The sequence below is a fragment of the Arenimonas sp. MALMAid1274 genome (genome assembly GCF_049195245.1).
In the GTDB taxonomy this organism is placed as follows: Bacteria; Pseudomonadota; Gammaproteobacteria; order Xanthomonadales; family Xanthomonadaceae; genus Arenimonas.
The window spans coordinates 59,961-78,689 of sequence record NZ_JBMIRR010000027.1 but is presented as its reverse complement, the minus strand read 5'-3'; the positions used below and the strand labels follow the sequence as shown (position 1 = coordinate 78,689).

At 70.9% G+C, this 18,729-nt stretch carries 15 protein-coding genes; 6 read left to right on the top strand and 9 right to left on the bottom strand.

Translation table 11 applies throughout. The features are described 5' to 3' along the window. Window positions 1–23 precede the first annotated feature (23 nt). The 4 genes from purF to folC all read right to left on the bottom strand — a co-directional run bounded on the left by purF (window position 24) and on the right by folC (window position 4,504). A complete protein-coding gene (gene purF / locus ACOQFR_RS08685; RefSeq protein ID WP_421380887.1) occupies window positions 24–1,496 on the bottom strand; it encodes an amidophosphoribosyltransferase in 1,473 nt (490 codons plus the stop codon). 3 nt (window positions 1,497–1,499) lie between these two features. Next, complete coding sequence (locus tag ACOQFR_RS08680) at window positions 1,500–2,114, bottom strand: CvpA family protein (protein ID WP_421380884.1); 615 nt, start codon at window positions 2,112–2,114, stop codon at window positions 1,500–1,502. A 16-nt stretch (window positions 2,115–2,130) separates the two neighbouring features. Next, a complete protein-coding gene (locus tag ACOQFR_RS08675; RefSeq protein ID WP_421380881.1) occupies window positions 2,131–3,195 on the bottom strand; it encodes an SPOR domain-containing protein in 1,065 nt (354 codons plus the stop codon). Between the two features lie 61 nt (window positions 3,196–3,256). Further along, a complete protein-coding gene (folC, locus tag ACOQFR_RS08670) occupies window positions 3,257–4,504 on the bottom strand; it encodes a bifunctional tetrahydrofolate synthase/dihydrofolate synthase (RefSeq protein ID WP_421380877.1) in 1,248 nt (415 codons plus the stop codon). 92 nt (window positions 4,505–4,596) lie between these two features. On the opposite strand from folC, the gene ACOQFR_RS08665 reads away from it, so the two are divergent. After that, complete coding sequence (locus ACOQFR_RS08665) at window positions 4,597–4,758, top strand: hypothetical protein (RefSeq protein ID WP_421380874.1); 162 nt, start codon at window positions 4,597–4,599, stop codon at window positions 4,756–4,758. A gap of 56 nt (window positions 4,759–4,814) precedes the next feature. On the opposite strand, the gene ACOQFR_RS08660 is transcribed toward ACOQFR_RS08665, so the two are convergent. Both ACOQFR_RS08660 and serA read right to left on the bottom strand, forming a co-directional pair. Next, on the bottom strand, window positions 4,815–5,465 hold the full coding sequence (locus ACOQFR_RS08660) for a histidine phosphatase family protein (protein WP_421380871.1): 651 nt from the start codon (window positions 5,463–5,465) through the stop codon (window positions 4,815–4,817). Beyond that, window positions 5,465–7,027, bottom strand: a complete 1,563-nt coding sequence (gene serA, locus ACOQFR_RS08655) for a phosphoglycerate dehydrogenase (RefSeq protein ID WP_421380868.1) — start codon at window positions 7,025–7,027, stop codon at window positions 5,465–5,467. The genes ACOQFR_RS08660 and serA overlap by 1 nt, the downstream gene beginning before the upstream one ends. A 463-nt stretch (window positions 7,028–7,490) precedes the next feature. On the opposite strand from serA, the gene ACOQFR_RS08650 reads away from it, so the two are divergent. From ACOQFR_RS08650 to rapA, 4 genes are all read left to right on the top strand, one after another. After that, on the top strand, window positions 7,491–9,602 hold the full coding sequence (locus ACOQFR_RS08650) for a M13 family metallopeptidase (protein ID WP_421380865.1): 2,112 nt from the start codon (window positions 7,491–7,493) through the stop codon (window positions 9,600–9,602). Between the two features lie 46 nt (window positions 9,603–9,648). Further along, window positions 9,649–11,751, top strand: a complete 2,103-nt coding sequence (locus ACOQFR_RS08645) for a M13 family metallopeptidase (protein ID WP_421380862.1) — start codon at window positions 9,649–9,651, stop codon at window positions 11,749–11,751. Between the two features lie 131 nt (window positions 11,752–11,882). After that, on the top strand, window positions 11,883–13,784 hold the full coding sequence (locus ACOQFR_RS08640; protein WP_421380859.1) for a M13 family metallopeptidase: 1,902 nt from the start codon (window positions 11,883–11,885) through the stop codon (window positions 13,782–13,784). Next, the gene (rapA, locus tag ACOQFR_RS08635) at window positions 13,784–16,627 is read left to right on the top strand and encodes an RNA polymerase-associated protein RapA (RefSeq protein ID WP_421380856.1); all 2,844 of its coding nucleotides are present in this window, start codon (window positions 13,784–13,786) and stop codon (window positions 16,625–16,627) included. The genes ACOQFR_RS08640 and rapA overlap by 1 nt, the downstream gene beginning before the upstream one ends. Window positions 16,628–16,637: 10 nt before the next feature. On the opposite strand, the gene ACOQFR_RS08630 is transcribed toward rapA, so the two are convergent. Together ACOQFR_RS08630 and ACOQFR_RS08625 are read right to left on the bottom strand one after the other, a co-directional pair. Continuing rightward, the gene (locus ACOQFR_RS08630; protein WP_421380853.1) at window positions 16,638–16,814 is read right to left on the bottom strand and encodes a hypothetical protein; all 177 of its coding nucleotides are present in this window, start codon (window positions 16,812–16,814) and stop codon (window positions 16,638–16,640) included. A 219-nt stretch (window positions 16,815–17,033) separates the two neighbouring features. Continuing rightward, window positions 17,034–17,690 carry a rhomboid family intramembrane serine protease gene (locus ACOQFR_RS08625; RefSeq protein ID WP_421380850.1) on the bottom strand — a complete coding sequence of 219 codons (657 nt, stop codon included), beginning with the start codon at window positions 17,688–17,690 and terminating at the stop codon, window positions 17,034–17,036. 42 nt (window positions 17,691–17,732) lie between these two features. On the opposite strand from ACOQFR_RS08625, the gene ACOQFR_RS08620 reads away from it, so the two are divergent. Then, window positions 17,733–18,362: a 2OG-Fe(II) oxygenase gene (locus ACOQFR_RS08620; protein WP_421380847.1), complete on the top strand. Its 630-nt coding sequence runs from the start codon at window positions 17,733–17,735 to the stop codon at window positions 18,360–18,362. Here ACOQFR_RS08620 and ACOQFR_RS08615 read toward each other — a convergent pair. Continuing rightward, on the bottom strand, window positions 18,319–18,717 hold the full coding sequence (locus tag ACOQFR_RS08615) for an MGMT family protein (protein WP_421380844.1): 399 nt from the start codon (window positions 18,715–18,717) through the stop codon (window positions 18,319–18,321). The genes ACOQFR_RS08620 and ACOQFR_RS08615 overlap by 44 nt on opposite strands. Window positions 18,718–18,729 lie beyond the last annotated feature (12 nt).

Here is an 18,729-nt window from a genome sequence, read left to right as displayed (position 1 = left end):
GGCGTCCGACCGCGCCTAAGCCATCACGACGCGCGCCGCTTGCGCTTGGCGTCGTCCGAACGCAGCTGCTGGATGCGCTCGAAATAACCCGGCTCGATGCCAGTGACGTATTCGCCGCTGAAGCAGGAACTGTCGAATCGTTTGCCCGGGAACTTCGGGCCCGCGACGGCGGCCTCGAGGTCGGCCAGGTCCTGGTAGATCAGCCAGTCGCAGCCCAGCAGCTTCTCGATCTCGGCTTCGGTGCGGCCATGCGCAACGAGCTCGTCAGCCGAGGGCATGTCGATGCCGTAGATGTTGGGGTGACGCACCGGCGGCGCCGCCGAGGCCAGGTAGACCTTCTTGGCGCCCGCATCGCGCGCCATCTGCACGATCTGCTGGCTGGTGGTGCCGCGCACGATCGAGTCGTCCACCAGCAGCACCACGCGATCCTTGAACTCCAGCGGGATCGGGTTGAGCTTGCGGCGCACGGATTTCACGCGCTCGCCCTGCCCCGGCATGATGAAGGTGCGGCCGACGTAGCGGTTCTTGATGAATCCCTCGCGGTACTTCACGCCCAGCACGTTGGCGATTTCCAGCGCAGCGTCGCGCGAGGTGTCGGGGATCGGGATCACCGTGTCGATGCCGTGGTCGGGCCGCAGGCGCAGGATCTTCTGGCCCAGGGTCACGCCCATGCGCATGCGCGCCTTGTGCACCGAGATGTTCTCGATCATGGAATCGGGGCGCGCGAAGTAGACGTACTCGAAGATGCAGGGCGCATGCTCGCGCGGCGCCGCGCAGACCTCGGCATGCAGCTGGCCGTTGCCGGTGATCACCACCGCCTCGCCCGGCTTGATGTCGCGCTCGCGCACGAAACCCAGGATATCCAGCGCCACGCTCTCCGAGGCTACCGCGTAGTCGGTGCCACCATCGGCGCGCTCGCGCTTGCCCAGTACCAGCGGCCGGATGCCGTAGGGATCGCGGAACGCCACCAGGCCCAGGCCCAGCACCATGCTCACTACCGCGTAACCACCGGTGCAGCGGCGATGCACGCCGGCGACGGCAGCCACGGCCGCCTGCGGCGTTAGCGCGCCCTGCGCCTGCAGTTCGTGCGCGAACACGTTCAGCAGCACTTCGGAATCGGATTCGGTGTTCACGTTGCGCTTGTCCTGCTCGAACACCATGCGCCGCAGCGCGTCGGTGTTGATCAGGTTGCCGTTGTGGGCCAGCGCGATGCCGTAGGGCGAGTTGACGTAGAAGGGCTGCGCCTCGTCGGAGCCTTCCGAGCCCGCGGTGGGATAACGGCAGTGGCCGATGCCCACGCGCCCGGTCAGCAGCGTCATCGCCGCCTCGTCGAACACTTCCTTCACCAGGCCGTTGCCCTTGTGCAGGCGCACCTTGTTGCCGTCCATGGTGGCGATGCCGGCCGCGTCCTGGCCGCGGTGCTGCAGCACCGTCAGCCCGTCGTACAGCGCGGCAGCGACGTCGCTGGCGCTGGCGATTCCAATGATGCCGCACATGGGTCAGGTCTCCGGATCGATGCTTGCGCTGGCCTGCGGGGCCGCGCTGGAAGGATGTTCTTCGGCCACGGCGTCGGTGGCCGGGGACTCGGGTTCGGTGCGGGATGCGTCGGGCGCATCGCCCGCCGGTGCGAAGCTGAGGTGTTCGGCGGCCGCCGGCGGCAGGAAAGCGGCCATCCATTCCGCGCCGCGCTGCGCCCCCGGCAGCAGCCGCGATTCCGACCACCAGGCATCACGCGGCACCGGCGTGAAGCCCAGCAGCAGCACGGCCACGCAGGCGAGCACGCCGCCGCGGGCCAGGCCGAAGCCCAGGCCGAGGACGCGATCGGTGCTCGACAGCCCGGTGTTGGCGATCAGCTTGCCGATGCCCCAGGTGACCAGCCCGCCCACGATCAGCACGCCCAGGAACACGCCGGCATAGCCCAGGAACAGCCGGGCCGATACCTGTTCGACGCCGGTCAGCCGCGCGGCCGCGTCATCGCCGAAACCGATCGACAGCCAGAACGCCGCCACCCACACCGTCAGCGACAACACCTCGACCACGAAGCCGCGCCACAGGCCCACGCCCATCGACACGGCCAGCACGGCCAGCAGCGCGTAGTCGGCCCAGTTCAGCATCGGCGCAGGCAGCGGATCACGGGTGCGGGACGACGATCGCGTCCTTCATGCCCAGCTTGCCGGCCACCGATTCGCGCAGGCGCTCGGCGGCGGCGCGGTCGGCTTCGGGCCCCACGCGCACGCGCCAGACGGCGCCGCGTTCGGTGTTCACCCGCTGGTGGAAGGCCACGAAGCCGGCGGCGCGGGCGCGGTCGCGCAGCGCACTGGCATCGGCCTCGGAGCTGAGCGCACCCAGCTGCACCGCAAAACCGACATTGGCGGCGGTGCTGGCGCGCGCGGGTACGGGCACCTGGGCCGGCGTGGCCACCGCCGCAGCGGCCGGGGTGGCGCGCGCCGGCGCGGGCGCGGCGGAACCGTCAAGCGCGATCACGTTGGCGCCACCGCCGGTGACCGAATCCACGCGCAGGCGCGCCGCTTCGGCCGCGGCGCGATCGCCGTACGGGCCGACCCGCAGGCGCATCGCCGGCTTGCCCGACACGTCCACCGACTCGCTGGTGAGCGGCAGGCCGCGCGAGCGCAGCTTGTCGGCCAGGGCGCGGGCATTGGCCAGGTTGGAGAAACTGCCGACATTGACCATGTAGCGTCCGCCGGCGGCGGCCGGGGTGGACGCGACCGGCGGCGGTGCCGCGGCCGGCGGCGTCACGGGGCTGGCCGCATCGGGCGGCACCGCCGGCGCGGTCGGCGCGGGCGCGGACGGAGGCGAAGGCGACTGGGCCAGGCCAGTGGCGGCATCGACCGGCGCCAGCGTGCCGTCTTCGCCTTCGGGCACGGGCGCATAGTCGGTGCGCGCGGCCGGCGCACCGGTCTGGTCCACGGTGGCCACGGCATTGGGGTCGTCGCTGGGACGCGGTCCGGTGTCCATGCCGACCACGCCGCCTTCGGGCGCCTGCGGCTGCGGCACGGTGAGCGGCAGCTCGCGCGTTTCGAATTCCTGGTCGGGCGCGGCCGGCATGTCCAGCGGCACCTGCGCGGCATCGGGCTGCTCGGCATCGGGCCCACGCAGCAGCATGGGCAGGAAGATCATGGCCAGCGCCACCAGGACGGCGGCGCCGATGAGGCGCTGTTTCAGGGCGGAATCCATCGGGTCGTCGGTCCGGCCGGGGAGTGGCGTGAATTATAGCCGGGATGGCCGGCCGCCCGGCTCATTCCGCGGCCAGCGCTTCAGCCACCGTGTGGAATGAGCCGAACACCAGCACGCGGCCCTCCGTTCCCGCCGCTTCGGTGGCGGCGGACAGGGCCTGCGCGAGGCTGGCATGCGCATGCAGCACCGCGTCGGGCACCGCCTCGCGCAGGCGTGCTGCCAGCGTGCCGACGTCCAGCCCGCGCGGCCCGGCGTCGGTGATCGGTCCCAGGTGCCAGGCCCGCACATGCGGCTGCACCGGCGTGACGATGCCGGCCAGGTCCTTGTCGGCCAGCGCGCTGAACACCGCCACGGTCGGCCGCGGGTTCGCCGCCAGCCACTGCGCCAGCTGGCGCGCGCCCTGCGGGTTGTGCGCCACGTCCAGCACGCGCTGCGGCGGACCCGTCTGGATCTGCAGGCGGCCCGGTGCGCGCGCGCCCGCCACGCCGCGGCGGATCGCCGCATCCGGGATCGGCAGGTCCAGCGCACGCAGCGCGGCGATCGCGGCAGCGGCATTGTCGCGCTGGGCCGGCGCCTGCAGGCCGGGATCGGGCAAGTCGATGCGGTACCCGGGCTCGCGCCAGCGCCAGCCGCCCGGCCGCGCCTCGACCAGGTAGTCGGAATGGCCACGGATCGCGAAGGCGCCCAGGGCGTAGGCCCGGCGCAGCACCGACGACGGCGGATCCTTCTCGGCCAGCACGCAGGGTTTGCCCGCGCGCAGGATGCCGGCCTTCTCGGCACCGATGGTCTCGCGGTCATGGCCCAGGTAGTCCTGGTGGTCCAGGTCCACGGTGGTGATCACGGCCACGTCCGGGTCCACCAGGTTGGTGGCGTCCAGGCGGCCGCCCAGCCCCACCTCCAGCACCGCCAGGTCAAGCCCGGAGGCCTCGAACACCAGCAGGGCCGCCAGCGTTCCGAACTCGAAATAGGTCAGCGGCACCTCGCCGCGCGCGGCTTCGATGCGCTCGAACGCGGCCACCAGGGTGGCATCGTCGGCGTCCACGCCGTCCACCCGCACGCGTTCGTTGTAGCGCAGCAGGTGCGGCGAGGTGTAGGCGCCCACGCGCAGGCCGGCCGCGCGGGCAATGGCCTCGAGGAAGGCCACCGTCGAGCCCTTGCCATTGGTACCCGCCACGGTGACCACGTGCCGCCCGGCGCGACCCACGCCCAGCCGGCGCGCCACCTCGCCCACGCGCTCAAGGCCCATGTCGATGCTCTTGGGATGGACGGCCTGCTGGTACTCGAGCCACTGGGAAAGCGTGCGTGCCATGCAGCGATTATCGCCCATGGCGGGCGCCACGCAGCGCCCGGGCGGGCCGTCGACGGGGTAAACTGGCGGCATTCCCCAGCCCGAGCGCGCCCATGGCCAAGCCCAACTATTCCTTCGAAAAGCGCCAGCGCGAACTGGCCAAGCAGAAGAAGAAGGCCGAGAAGGACGCCGAGAAGGCCGCCCGCAAGCGCGCCGGCGAACCCGCCGAGGCGGCGGACACCGAGGCCGACGAGTCGGCGCCGCCGCAGGACTGAGCGCACGGCCCCGGCTTCGGGCCACGGGCGCCGCACGGCGGCGCCCGTCCGGAAAACTAGAGCGCCCGATGCACCGCCTCGCCGAACAGCGCGGTGTGGTGCCCGCAGTCGTTCAGGCGCACCACTTCCAGTGAATTCACGTCCGGTCCCTCGAGCAGGTTGATCGTGGTCGGTGCCTGCCGGAAGGTCCACAGCCGCGACAGCGGCAGGCCCAGGATGCGGCACAGGATCACGCGGTTCACCGCGTCGTGGGCCACGACCAGCAGCGTGTCGTCCGCGCCCAGCCCACGGCAGGCACGCGCGAACGCGGGCCAGGCGCGGTCCAGCACTTCGACGATCGACTCGCCACCCGCACCGGGCATCTGCACCGTCTCGGGGGTCTCGCGCCAGGCGCGCAGGCGTGCCGGATCCCTTTCGCGGATCTCGGCGGCCAGCAGCCCCTCCCAGTCGCCGTGGGCGATTTCCTTCAGGCCTTCGTCCAGCCGAAGCTGCGACGCACGCTCCGCACCCAGCGCCAGTTCCGCCGTGCGCCGCGCCCGCGCCAGCGGCGACGCCACCGCGCGGGTGATGGCGACCTGCGCCAGGCGTTCGCCCAGCAGCCGCGCCTGGTTTTCACCGACCTCCGACAGCGCGATGTCGCGCTGCCCCTGGTAGCGGCCTTCGGCATTCCAGGGTGTTTCTCCGTGACGCGCGAGCAGTACCTTCATCAGACCTGCTCCATCGCGACGATGCCCGGGATGCCGCGCAGCGAGGCCAGCTGCGCCTCGGGCACTTCACGGTCGACCGTGATCGCCGCCACCGCGCCGCCGTCGCCGGTGGCGCCCAGCGAGAAATTGACGATGTTCACGCCGGCCGCGCCCAGGTGCGAACCGACCAGGCCGATCACGCCGGGCTTGTCCTCGTTGCGCATCAGCAGGATGTGGGCCAGCGGATCGAAGTCGAGCTCGACGCCGTCCAGCCGCACCACGCGCGGACCGCGATGCAGCGTCGCCTCGATCTCGCGGCTGCCGGCCGCGCCCTGCACGCGGATGCGCAGCAGGCGGTCGAAACCGTCGCCGTCGCCGCCCAGGGTTTCGGCCACTTCCAGGCCGCGCGAGGCGGCTTCATGCAGCGCATTCACGGGCGTCACGCGGCCCGAGGCCGGGCCCAGCAGCGAGGCCACCAGCAAGCGGGTGAGCGGCCGCGTGTCCAGGCCGTCGGTGCGGCCGGCGTAGGTGACCTGCAGCTTCGTCGGCGCCGGCACCAGACGCGCGGCCAGCTTGCCCAGCGCGGTCATCAGCGGCATCCAAGGACCGACCTCGCGCGCGGTCTCGGGCGTGAGCGGCGGCAGGTTGACGCAGCCCGCGACCGCGCCGGTGGCGACGAAATCGATGATCTGGCGCGCCAGGATGGTGCTCACCGCCTGCTGCGCCTCGCCGGTGCTGGCGCCCAGGTGCGGCGTGAGGATCAGCTTGGCGTTGCCGCGCAGCGCCGAGTCCTTGGGCAGCGGCTCGGTCACGAAGGTGTCGAGCGCGGCGCCGGCCAGATGGCCTTCCTCGAGCAGGGTGAGCAGCGCGTCCTCGTCCACCAGGCCGCCGCGCGCGGCATTGATCAGGAAGGCGCCCTTCTTCATGCCGCGCAGGCGGGCCTCGTTGAGCAGGTTGGTGGTGTCCTTGGTGCGCGGGATATGCAGCGTCACCACGTCGGCCCAGGCCAGCAGTTCCTCCAGCGGCTTGAGCGCCACGCTGCCCTTGCCCGCGGCCGAGGCCGGCAGGAAGGGGTCGTGCGCGGCCACTTCCATGCCGATGCCCTGCGCCTTGCGCGCAACGGTGGCGCCGATGCGGCCCAGGCCGATCACGCCCAGCTTCTTGCCTTCCAGCTCGAAGCCGGTGAGGCCGGCCTTGGGCCATTCGCCGGCCTTCATGCCGGCATCGGCGCGCGGCACGTGCCGGGCCAGCGCGAACAGCAGCGAGATCGCGTGTTCGGCAGCGGCCAGGGTGTTGCCGTCGGGGGCATTCATCACGGCGATGCCGCGCGCGGTGGCGGCGTCCACGTCGATGGTGTCCACGCCGGCGCCGGCGCGGCCGATCACCTTCAACGCGCTGGCGTGGGCCAGCGACTCGGCCGTCACCTGGGTGGCCGAACGCACCAGCACGGCATCAAAGCCCTCGAGCTTCGCGGCCAGGACCTTGGGGTCCTTGATCGGATCGGAAATCTCGACGTCCCAGCCCGCATCGCGGAACAGGGCCAGACCGTCTTCATGGATGCCATCACAAGCCAAAACGCGCATTGCCTTTCTCCTGGATCAACAGCGGTGGGAGGCCCGCCGCCATGCCCCGGACCGGGACAGGCAACAAGCCCCGGATTCAGGTCGCGGAAACGCCGTCGGCCGCAAGGGCGGCCGTTTGCCTACGCATGGAATCCACCGTCTGCCGGCGCACGAACGTGCGGGCAAGAGAAGACGACGCCGGGAGGCTGTCGAATCGCGCGATTGCGCTGTGACCATCGGACGACCGGCAAATCAGTGTGGAACGGACCGGTCGGTCCGCGGGTCTGGAGACGGGGCTTCATGAGCATGGGAGTCCAGGACCAACGCCCCTACCTTACCCGCTGCGGGCAGCGAAGGGAACCGGCCCGCCCGATGTCCGCCCCGGCGCCTTTCGGCAACCCCGCCGCGGCCATGACCAATGGCCCGTACCCACGCCCACGCGCAGCGCCTAGCCTTGTCGGCTAGCTCCCTCCCTGGAAACGCCATGACCTTCGCGCCCAAGCCGCTCCTGCTCGCCCTGTCCATCACCCTGGCCCTGGCGGCCTGCCAGCGCGCGCCGGCGCCGGTCGAAACCGCGGCCGCGCCCGAGGCGCCGGAAGTGCCCAAGCTGAGCATCGACCTGGGCAAGGTCAGCCAGCAGCCGATTTCGCTGCAGCTGGCCGACATCGATACGCAGGTGCAGGCCTGCCAGGACTTCAACGACTTCGTGAATGCCAAGTGGCTAGCCGCCAACCCCGTGCCGGGCGACCGCACGGTCTGGGGTGCCTTCGCGGCCCTCGGCGAGCGCTCCCTGCAGGTGCAGCACGAACTGGCCAAGGCCGCGGCCGCCAGTACCTGGCCGCAGGGCTCGATGGAGCAGAAGGTCGGCGACTTCTTCGCCTCGGGCATGGACGAGCCGGCGATCGAAGCGGCCGGCCTGGCGCCGCTGCAGCCCGAACTCGACCGCATCGCGGCGATCCAGGCCAACGCCGACATCCCCGCCTACCTGGGCGACGCCTACGCGCGCGGCCAGGGCATGCTCTTTAGCTTCTTCTCGATGGCCGACTACAAGGACTCCGGCACCAACATCGCCTATGCCGTGCAGGGCGGGCTGTCGCTGCCCGAACGCGCGTACTACCTGGAAGACCGCGAGGACTACCAGACCGCGCGCGCCGCCTTCCTCGAGCACGTGGCCAAGGTGCTGACGCTGGGCGGAGCCGACGCCGAAAGCGCCCGGGCCCAGGCCCGCCAGGTGCTGGATTTCGAAACCCGCCTGGCCAAGGCCTCGCTGGGCCGCGTCGAGATGCGCGACCCGGCCACGCGCTACAACCCGGTCGCGCTGGCCGATGCCGACGCCAGCACGCCCCACTTTTCCTGGACCGCGTTCTTCGCCGCCCTTGACGTGCCGGCGCCGGCCTCCTTCTCGCTGGCCACGCCGGGCTTCTTCAAGGAATTCGACGCCATGCTGGCCGACGTGCCGCTGGAGCAGTGGCAGACCTGGCTGCGCTTCCGCGCCATCGACAATGCCGCGCCCTACCTCAGCCAGCCCTTCGTGCAGGCCAACTACGATTTCTACCGCAAGACGCTTGGCGGCCAGGCCGAGCTGCAGGAGCGCTGGAAGCGCGTGCTGGGCACGCTCAACGGCGCCATGGGCGAAGGCTTCGGGCAGATCTACGTGGCGCAGGCCTTCCCGCCCGAATCCAAGGCCAAGATGGAGGCCCTGGTGCAGAACCTGATGCAGTCGCTCAAGGGACGCCTGGAGAACCTGGACTGGATGAGCGCCGAGACCAAGACCAAGGCGCTCGAGAAGTGGGCGTCGTTCACGCCCAAGATCGGCTACCCGGACAAGTGGCGCGACTGGAGCGGCCTGTCGGTGGCGCGCGCCAGCTACGCCGACAACGTGATGGCGGCCATGGCCTTCAACACGCGCTTCAACCTCGACAAGATCGGCAAGCCCGTGGACCGCAGCGAGTGGGGCATGAGCCCGCAGACGGTGAACGCCTACTACCGCTCCACCGCCAATGAAATCGTGTTCCCGGCGGCGATCCTGCAGCCGCCCTTCTTCGACGCCAACGCCGACGACGCGCTGAACTACGGCGGCATCGGCGCGGTGATCGGCCACGAGATGCTGCATGGCTTCGACGACCAGGGCAGCAAGTTCGACGCCCAGGGCAACATGGTGAACTGGTGGACCGAAGAGGACCGCGCCAAGTTCGAGGCCGCGACCACCAAGCTGGCCGACCAGTACAGCGGCTACGAGGCGCTGCCGGGGCTGTTCGTCAACGGGCGTCTGGGCCTGGGCGAGAACATCGCCGACCTGGGCGGCGTCACCGTGGCCTACGACGCGCTGAAACAGGCGCAGGGCCCCGGCTTCACCGACCCGATGATCGACGGCTACAGCCAGGACCAGCGCTTCTTCATGAACTGGTCCACGGTTTGGCGCGTGGCCTTCACCGAGGCCCAGCTCAAGCAGCAGATCACGGTCGGCCCGCATTCGCCCGGCATGTTCCGCGCCATCGGCCCGCATTCCAACCTGCCCGCCTTCGCCGCCGCCTTCGGCTGCAAGGAAGGCGACAAGATGGTGCGCCCGGCCGCCGACCGCGTCGTCATCTGGTGATTCCCCTCCCCTTTCCCAACACGGCCGCACCGGCCTGGAGCTTCACGTGAACCTACGCTCGATCAAACCCCTCGCCCTGGCCCTCGCGGTCAGCGTCGCGCTTGCCGCCTGCCAGAAGGCCGACGCGCCAGCGGAAACCGCCGCTGCGCCTGAAACGGCCCCGGCCAAGCCCGTGGTGGACCTGTCCAGCCTGAAGATCCCCGCGATCTCGCTGCAGGCCAGCGACCTGGACAGCAATGTCGCCGCCTGCACCGACTTCAACGGCTTCGTCAACGGCAAGTGGCTGGCCGCCAATCCGGTCCCGGCCGACCGCACCACCTGGGGCCCGTTCGTGGTCCTGGCCGAACGCTCGCTGGAAATCCAGCAGAAGCTGGTGGAGAACCTGGCCGCGCAGCCCAATGCCACCGGCACCGGCAAGCTGATCGGCGACGTCTGGGCCACCGGCATGGACGAGGCCGCGGTGAACGCCGCCGGCATCACCCCGATCCAGCCGATGCTCGACGAGATCGCTGCGCTCGACTCGGGCGAGGCCATCGCCGCCTACATCGCCAACAGCTACGCCAAGGGCCAGGCCTACGTGTTCGGCTTCGGACCGCTGGCCGATTTCAAGAACTCCAGCCTCAACATCGCCTATGCCACCCAGGGCGGCCTGGGCCTGCCGGACAAGGGCTATTACTTCGACGAGAAGCACGCATCCATCCGCGAGGCCTATGTGGGCTACCTGGCCAATCTGCTCAAGCTGGCGGGCGCCGACGAGGCCACCGCGGCCGAACAGGCCCAGGCCGTGATGGCCTTCGAAACCCGCCTGGCGAAGGTGTCTTCGTCGGCCGAGGAGCTGTCGCGCGACGTCTCGCTGTACTACAACCCGGTCAGCGTCGCCGACGCCGACGCGCTGACCCCGAACTTCAAGTGGTCGGCCTTCTTCAGCGCGCAGGGCCTGGAGGCGCCGGAGATGTTCTCGCTGGCCCAGCCCGCCTTCCACAAGGAAGTCAGCGCGATGCTGGCCGACGTGCCCGCCGCGACCTGGCAGGCCTACCTGCGCACGCAGGCGATCAGCAATGCCTCGCCCTTTCTCTCGGATGACTTCGCCACCGAGAACTTCAACTTCTACGGCAAGACCCTGCGCGGCCAGGCCGAGATGCAGCCGCGCTGGAAGCGCGTGCTCAACACCATCAACGGCCAGATGGGCGAAGCGCTGGGCGAGGAGTACGTCGAGGTGGCCTTCTCGCCCGAGGCCAAGGAGCGCATGCAGTCGCTGGTGAGCAACCTGGGCGCGGCGCTGAAGACGCGCATCGAGGGCCTGGCCTGGATGAGCCCGGAGACCAAGGCCAAGGCGCTGGAGAAGTGGGCCTCGTTCACGCCCAAGATCGGCTACCCGGACAAGTGGCGCGACTGGAGCGGCCTGCAGACCAGCCGCGACAGCTACGTGGCCAACCTGATGGCCGCCAACGAGTTCAACCACAAGTGGAACCTGTCCAAGATCGGCGAGCCGGTGGACAAGACCGAGTGGGGCATGAGCCCGCAGACGGTGAATGCCTACTACAACCCGCTGGCCAACGAGATCGTGTTCCCGGCCGCGATCCTGCAACCGCCCTTCTTCGACCCCAATGCCGACGACGCGGTGAACTACGGCGGCATCGGCGCCGTGATCGGCCACGAGATGATCCACGGCTACGACGACCAGGGCAGCCGCTTCGGACCGACCGGCAACTTCGAGAACTGGTGGAGCGACAAGGACAAGGCCGGCTTCGAGGAGCTCACCGGCAAGCTGGTGGCGCAGTTCAACGGCTACCACTCCATTGACGGGGAAACCGTCAACGGCAAGCTGACCCTGGGCGAGAACATCGCCGACCTGGGTGGCCTGGCGGTGGCCTACGACGCCCTGCAGCGCGAGCTGGAGAACAAGCGCGTCGGCGAGATCGAGGGCTACGGCCCCAACCAGCGCTTCTTCATGAACTGGGCCACGGTCTGGCGCGTGAACTACAAGCCCGAGGAGCTCAAGGTGCGCCTGCAGACCGATTCGCACGCCCCGGCCAACTTCCGGGCCATCGGCGCGCCGTCCAACCTGCCGGCCTTCGCCGACGCCTTCGGCTGCAAGGCCGGCGACGCCATGGTGCGGGCCGACGACGTGAAGGTTGCCATCTGGTAAGCCGCCACGCCCCTGCGTTCAGGTAAGGGAACGGCCCGGCTTGCCCGGGCCGTTTTCTTTTTGGGCGCGAATTGGGTGGGCCGGGCCCGGCCGGGGCGGTAGAATCGCGGTCCCCTGAATTGGAGTCCGCGATGCCCGTCCGCCTGCCCCTGGTCTCGCCCCTGGTCGTCGCCCTGATGCTCACCCTGGCCGCCGGCCCGGCCGCCGCGCAGCGCGCGCCCGCCACCCCCGCCGCCTGCACCGACTTCTACGGCCACGCCAATGCGGCCTGGCTGGCCGGCAACAAGCTGCCTGCCAATGCCAGCTCGCTCAGCCGCTGGGACCAGCTGTACGCCCAGAACCAGGCCCAGCGCGACCAGGTGCTGTCGGCCACCACGGCGCCGGCGCAGGCCATGGTGTCGGTGCGGCTGGCCGACCTGTTCGCCAGCGCCCAGGACGAAGCCGCGATCGAAGCCGCCGGCGCCAAGCCGCTGGCGCCGCTGCTGGCCATCGTCGACAAGATCAAGCGCACCCGCGACGTGGCCCCGGCCATTGCCGCGCTGCACGCGGCCGGCATGCCCGTGCTGGTGGACCTGCAGGTGCTGCGCGACAACACCGGCACGCCCTACGCCCAGATCGGCGCCGGCGGCATCGGCCTGCCCGACCCCGGCTTCTACGACAGCACCGACCCGCTGGTGCAGCCGGTGGAGAAGCGCTACGGCGCCGCGGTCTGGGAATGGCTGCGGCTCACCGGCACGCCCGAGGCCAAGCTGGCCGAGCAGGTGGGCTGGGTGATGCAGATGGAGCGCACCCTGGCCAAGGCCACGCTCACCGGCACGCCGTTCCAGGTCATGTCCACCAAGGACGCTTCCGGCGTGGCCGGTGCGCTCGAACTCGAACGCCTGCTGGCCGCGCACGGCCTCAAGGCCAGCCAGGTGGCGATGACCGCGCCGGGCTTCTTCCAGGCGCTCAACCAGCTGATCGCCAAGACCAAGCCCGAGCAGTGGAAGGTCTACCTGCGTGCGCAGATCGCGCGCGACATGGCGCCCACGCTGTCCAAGGGCTTCAACGATCCCTGGGGCCAGCTGTACGAAGTGACCCTGGCCGGCCAGGCGGCGCCGACGCCGCGCGCGCTGCGCGCCCGCTGGGTGCTTGAATCGCGCGTGCCCGAGCTGCTCGACGCCGCCTACACCCAGCGCTTCCTGCCGGTGCCGCGCCAGGAGCGCGCCAAGGCCATCGCCGAGGCCGTGCGCGCCAGCGCCATCGCCTCGGTGGACCGCGCGCCGTGGCTGAGCGAAGGCGGCAAGGCCTCGGCGCGCGCGCGCCTGCAGGCCATGGTGATCCAGGTCGGCAGCGAAGTGCCCGACAACGTGTTCGACGACCTGAAGTTCAAGCGCAACGAGCTGGCCGGCAACGTGCTGGCGCTGCGCCGCTGGCTGCAGAAGTACGCGCTGGTGCGCGCGCGCATGGCCTGGCCGGCCGAGCAGTGGCAGCCGCTGGTGGCGCTGCTGCCGCAGGAAAACCGCCTGGTGGTGACCTCGGGCACGCTGCAGCCGCCCATCCTCGACGACGGCGGCAGCGCCGCTGATTTCGGCGGCTTCGGTGCGCTGGTGGCGCAGCAGCTCAGCCTGTCGCTGCAGACGTGGGACGGCCCGGACGCGGCCGCCTGGGGCAAGCGCGCCACGCCGCTGATCGCGCAGTACAACGCCTACTCCGCCACGGGCGGCGCCACCAAGGTCAACGGTACCCGCAGCTTCGCGCAGAACCAGGCCGACCTGGCCGGCCTGGAGATCGCCTGGGCCGCGCTGAATGCGCAGGGCACGCCCGACGCCGCCGCGTCCAAGGCTTTCTTCACCGGCTGGGCCAACCTGTGGGCGCGCCAGGACAAGGACACCGTGCTGGCGGCCGCGCAGGCCAGCGCCATCCATGCGCCTTCCAAGTGGCGCGTGAACGGCCCGCTGTCCAACCTGCCCGCCTTCGGCCAGGCGTACGGCTGCAAGGGCAAGGTGCCGATGCAGCGCACCGCCAAGGAGCAGGTTGCCCTTTGGCGCTGATGAACACCTTCGCCCCCGGCCAGCGCTGGTTCTCGAGCGCCGAACCCGAACTCGGGCTCGGCACGGTGCTGCGGCTGGCGGGTCGGCAGGTGCAGATCGTGTTCACCGGCACCGGCGTGGTGCGCATGTACGCACTGGGCTCGGCGCCCCTGCTGCGCGCCGTGTTCCGGCCCGGCGAGCGCGTGCGCATCGGCGGCCAGGACAAGACGGTGGAAAGCGCCGAGCTGCACGATGCGCTGATCCACTACACCTGCGACGGCCAGGCGCATGCCGAGGGCGAGCTCGACGCCGAGCAGCCCGTGTCGCAGGCCGATTCGCGCCTGCTGTCGGGCCGCGTCGACCGCAACGACCAGTTCGAATTCCGGCGCGAGTGCCTGCAGCGCCGGGCCGAGGCGCGCGCGCATCCGGGCTGGGGCGTGCTGGGCGCGCGCATCGACCTGATCCCGCACCAGCTGCAGGTGGCCGAGCGCGCCAGCCAGCGCCGGCCGCCGCGCCTGCTGCTGGCCGATGAAGTGGGCCTGGGCAAGACCATCGAGGCCTGCCTGATCACCGCCCAGCAGCTGGCCAGCGGCCGCGTGCGCCGCGTGCTGGTGCTGGTGCCGGAAAGCCTGGTCAACCAGTGGTTCGTCGAGCTGCTGCGCCGCTTCAACCTGCCCTTCGCCATCTACGACGAAGAGCGCTGCGAATCGCTGGAGCTGACCGAGCCCAAGGCCAATCCCTTCGAGGACGAGCAGTGCGTGATCGCGTCGGTGGACTGGCTGGCCAGCCACGACAAGCGCGCCCGCCAGGCCCTGGCCGCGGGCTGGGACCTGCTGCTGGTGGACGAGGCCCATCATCTGGTGTGGACGCCGGAATTCTCCAGCCCCGGCTATGCGCTGGTGGAGTCGCTGTCGCTGCAGACGCCGGGCCTGCTGCTGCTCACCGCCACGCCGGAACAACTCGGCCTGGGCGGCCACTTCGCCCGCCTGCGCCTGCTCGACCCCGCCCGCTACACCGACCTGGAAAGCTACCGCGAAGAATCGCGCCGCTACCTGGAGCTCTCGGCGCTGGCCGAACGCCTGCTCGAGGACCAGGCTCTCACCACCGAGGACATGGCCACCCTGTCGGCGCTGTTCCCCGGCGACGACGAGGCCCTGGTCGGCCGGCTGGGCCGCATCGCCGCCGGCGACACCCGCGAGCGCGACGCCCTGCTGTCGGACCTGGTGGACCGCCACGGCACCGGCCGAGTGATGATCCGCAACCGCCGCGCGGCGATCGGCGGCTTCCCCGTGCGCCTGCCCCACCTCACCGCGCTCGACGTGCCGGAAGATCCCACCGTGCTCGGCCGCCTGCGCGCCGAGTTCGCGCACGATGTCGGCGAAACCGACGACGAGCCCGCGCACGACTATGCCCGCGACCCGCGCACGGACTGGCTGCTGGGCATCCTCGAGGCCGTGGCGCCCGCCAAGGTGCTGCTGCTGTGCCGCTCGCGCGCCAAGGTGCAGGCACTGGAAGAGGCGCTGCGCCTGCGCAGCGGCCTGCCGGTCGCCCGCTTCCACGAAGACATGAACCTGTTGCAGCGCGACCGCAACGCCGCCTACTTCGCCGATCCGGAAGGCGCGCGCCTGCTGATCGCCAGCGAGATCGGCGCCGAGGGCCGCAACTTCCAGTTCGCCCAGCACCTGGTGATGTGGGACCTGCCGCTGCACCCGGACATGCTGGAACAGCGCATCGGCCGCCTGGACCGCATCGGCCAGCGCGGCGACGTCAACATCCACGCCGCCGCAGTGGCGGGCAGCGCGCAGGACGTGCTGCTGCGCTGGGTGCACGAAGGCCTGGACGCCTTCCGCGGCGTGCTGGCCGACGGCCGCGAGCTGCTGCGCAGCTTCGGCGCCGAATTGCTGCAGCTGGCCGCCCAGGACGGCGACGCCCGCGAACCCGCGCTGACCGAGCTGATCAAGCGCACGCGCGACAAGCACGCCGAGCTGGCCCGCATCATCGCCGAAGGCCGCGACCGCCTGCTCGAACTGGGCAGCCGCAGCCATCCGTCCACCCGCCTGCTCACCGCGCTGCGCGAGGACGACCACCACGCCGCGATGGACGACCACGCGCTGCGCCTGCTGGAGCACTTCGGCATCCACAACGAGCCGCTGGCCGCCAACCTGTGGCTGCTCGATCCCGAACACGTCACCGTGGACGGCTTCGAAGAGTTCAAGAACGGCCCGCGCACCGCCACCTTCGACCGCATGACCGCACTGGGCCGCGACGACCTGCTCTACCTGCGCGCCGATCACCCGCTGCTGCTCTCGGCCGGCGAACTGCTGGTCTCGGGCGAATCGGGCAACGCCGCCTTCCTGGTGGACGACAGCCTGCCGCCGCGCACCGTGGTGATGGAAGCCGTGAGCGTGCTGGAGTGCGTGGCCCCGCGCGGCCTGGACGTGGAGCGCTACCTGCCGCCCGCGCCCCTGGTGGTGGCGGTGGACACCCGCCTGCAGCTGCGCCCCGACTTCGCGCCCGGCGAACGCGCCCGCCTGCGTGCCGGCGACCGCGTCTTCGACCTCTCGCCCCAGCGCAAGGTGCTCGCGGCCCTGGTGCCGCCGATGCTGGAACGCGCCCGGGAGGAAGCCCTGCTGCAGGCCGCCCAACGCATCGAATCGGCCCTGACCACCGCCGACCAGCTGCTGGGCAACGAGATCGACCGCCTGCGCGCCCTGGCCCAGGTCAACCCCGCCGTGCGCCCCGAAGAAATCGCCGCGCTGGAATCCGAACTCGACGCCCTGCGCGCCGCCCTGCCCACCGCCCGCCCGCGCCTGGACAGCCTGCGCCTCGTCGCCAGCACCGACTTCCTGCAGCTGCGCCGATAGCCCTTTCGCCTCAACGCTCCATCTTCGGCGCCGCCGACCCTGACTGCCCACGCGAATGCACCCACACCTGGGTGCCGAGCGTCAGCCAGATCGCAGCGACCGCCAGCAGCAGCGGCACGCCGATCAGCTTGATCGACATCGGAACTGGCAGGAACAAGGACGCGAACCAGATCGCGGGAAGGAGCATTCCCAGGATGCCTCGCAGTGGCGAGAACCCGGGACGTGCCACGTATTTGCTTCCGCACTGCCCACAACTTTGACTAAACAGCCGGAACTGACCCAACGAAGCCTCGCAATGCGCGCAACGAAGACCCATCGCCAAGGCGCCCCCAAACGTCAGTAAGCAGCCGGTAGAGTTATCCGCGTTTTTCAGCGTTCATCCGCGTCAAAAAAAACCAACGCCAGATCAACGCACCAGGCGCGGCCCCGGCGGCCGCCTCGGCCGGAACGGCGGCAACCCCCGCCAGTACCGGATATGCAGCCACCCCGCCAGCATGCCGCCCAGAAAGCCCAGGTGGGCCAGCCCGTTGTCAGACGCAAACACGCCAAACGCCAGCTCCATGCCGCAGATCACCGCCACCAGCACCCACATCTTCATCGGGATCGGTGGAATGAGCAGCATCACCCGCTGGTGCGGATTCAGATAGGCACACGCGAACAGGATGCCGAACGCCACCGCGCTGGCGCCCGCCGACGGCAGGTAGGGAATCACGCCATAACGCAGGCCGATGCTCATCACCAGCAGCTGGAACACGCCGCCGCCCGCCGCGCAGGTGAGCAGGTACAGGCCGTAGCGCCGCTCGCCCCACATCATCTCCAGCTGCGAGCCGAAGAACACCACAGTGAGCGCGATGAAGATCAGGTGCATCGGCGCGGTGTCGAGCACCACGTGCGTCAGCACCTGCCAGGGCGCGAAGCCGTACTGCGAGGCCATCGCCGAACCGTCGTCGCCCAGCGGCCACAGCATCAGGTGCGGCGCCAGGCTGCGCGGCAGCACCAGCGGCAGCAGCAGCATCGCCGCGAGGACCCAGAGCAGCTTCTTAGTAAGCGGAGGGAACTGCATCGTTGGCGCATCCGGACAGGAACCAGCCCGTATCATACCGGCATGCCCGCCCCGCCTTCCCCGCTGGCCGACGACCGCCTGACCGACGCGCTGGCCGCGCGCCTGCGCACGCACGACTGGGCCACGCTGGACCTTCCGCCGGACACCGCGCTGCTGGTCGCGGCGCGTGAAGAAGCGATCACCCATGCCGCGTCCGGGCGGCTGCAGCCCGCGGCCACCGGACGCGCCGGCGATCGCCGCCACGCCGGCCTGCGCGGCGACGCCACGCTGTGGCTGGACGATCCCGCCTGCGGCGCCGCAGCGCGCGCCCTGTTGGCGGGACTCGACCAGCTGCGGGTCGAGCTCAACCGCCGCCTGCTGCTGGGCCTGGATGAGGTCGAGGCGCACTTCGCGCATTACCCGGTGGGCGCGTCCTACGCGCGCCATCGCGACCGCTTCCGCAGCGACGACGCGCGCGTGCTGTCGCTGGTGGTTTACCTCAACCCCGACTGGCCTGGGGACGCCGGCGGCGCGCTGCGCCTGCACCTGCCCGAGGGCCCGCAGGACATCGCGCCGCGGCAGGGCACGCTGGCCGTCTTCCTCAGCGACGGCATCGAGCACGAGGTGCGGCCGGCGACGCGGCCGCGCTTCAGCGTCGCCGCCTGGTTCCGGCAGCGTCCGCGCGCGGGCTGAGCGGCGGCGCCCACATCAGTTCGTCCAAGGTCGCGGCGGCGCGCTGGCCGCGCACCCTTCCCGCCTCGACCACCACGCCTTCGGCGCGCAACCGCTGCACCTGCTCGTCAAAGCCGGGCGATCCGTCCGGGAAGGCGATGCGGCCGTCCGAGCGCAGCACGCGATGCCAGGGCAGTCCCGGCTCGTCGCCCGCCGACAGCACCTTCGCCACCAGCCGCGCGCGCCCGGGCAGGCCGGCGCGCCGGGCCACCTCGCCATAGCCCGCCACTTCGCCGCGCGGCACCGCGCGCACCGCCGCCAGGATCAGGCGGCGGGAGCGTTCGGCCGGGGTCTCGGGGTTAGGCTTTCGGGGCATGCGGGTTTAGGA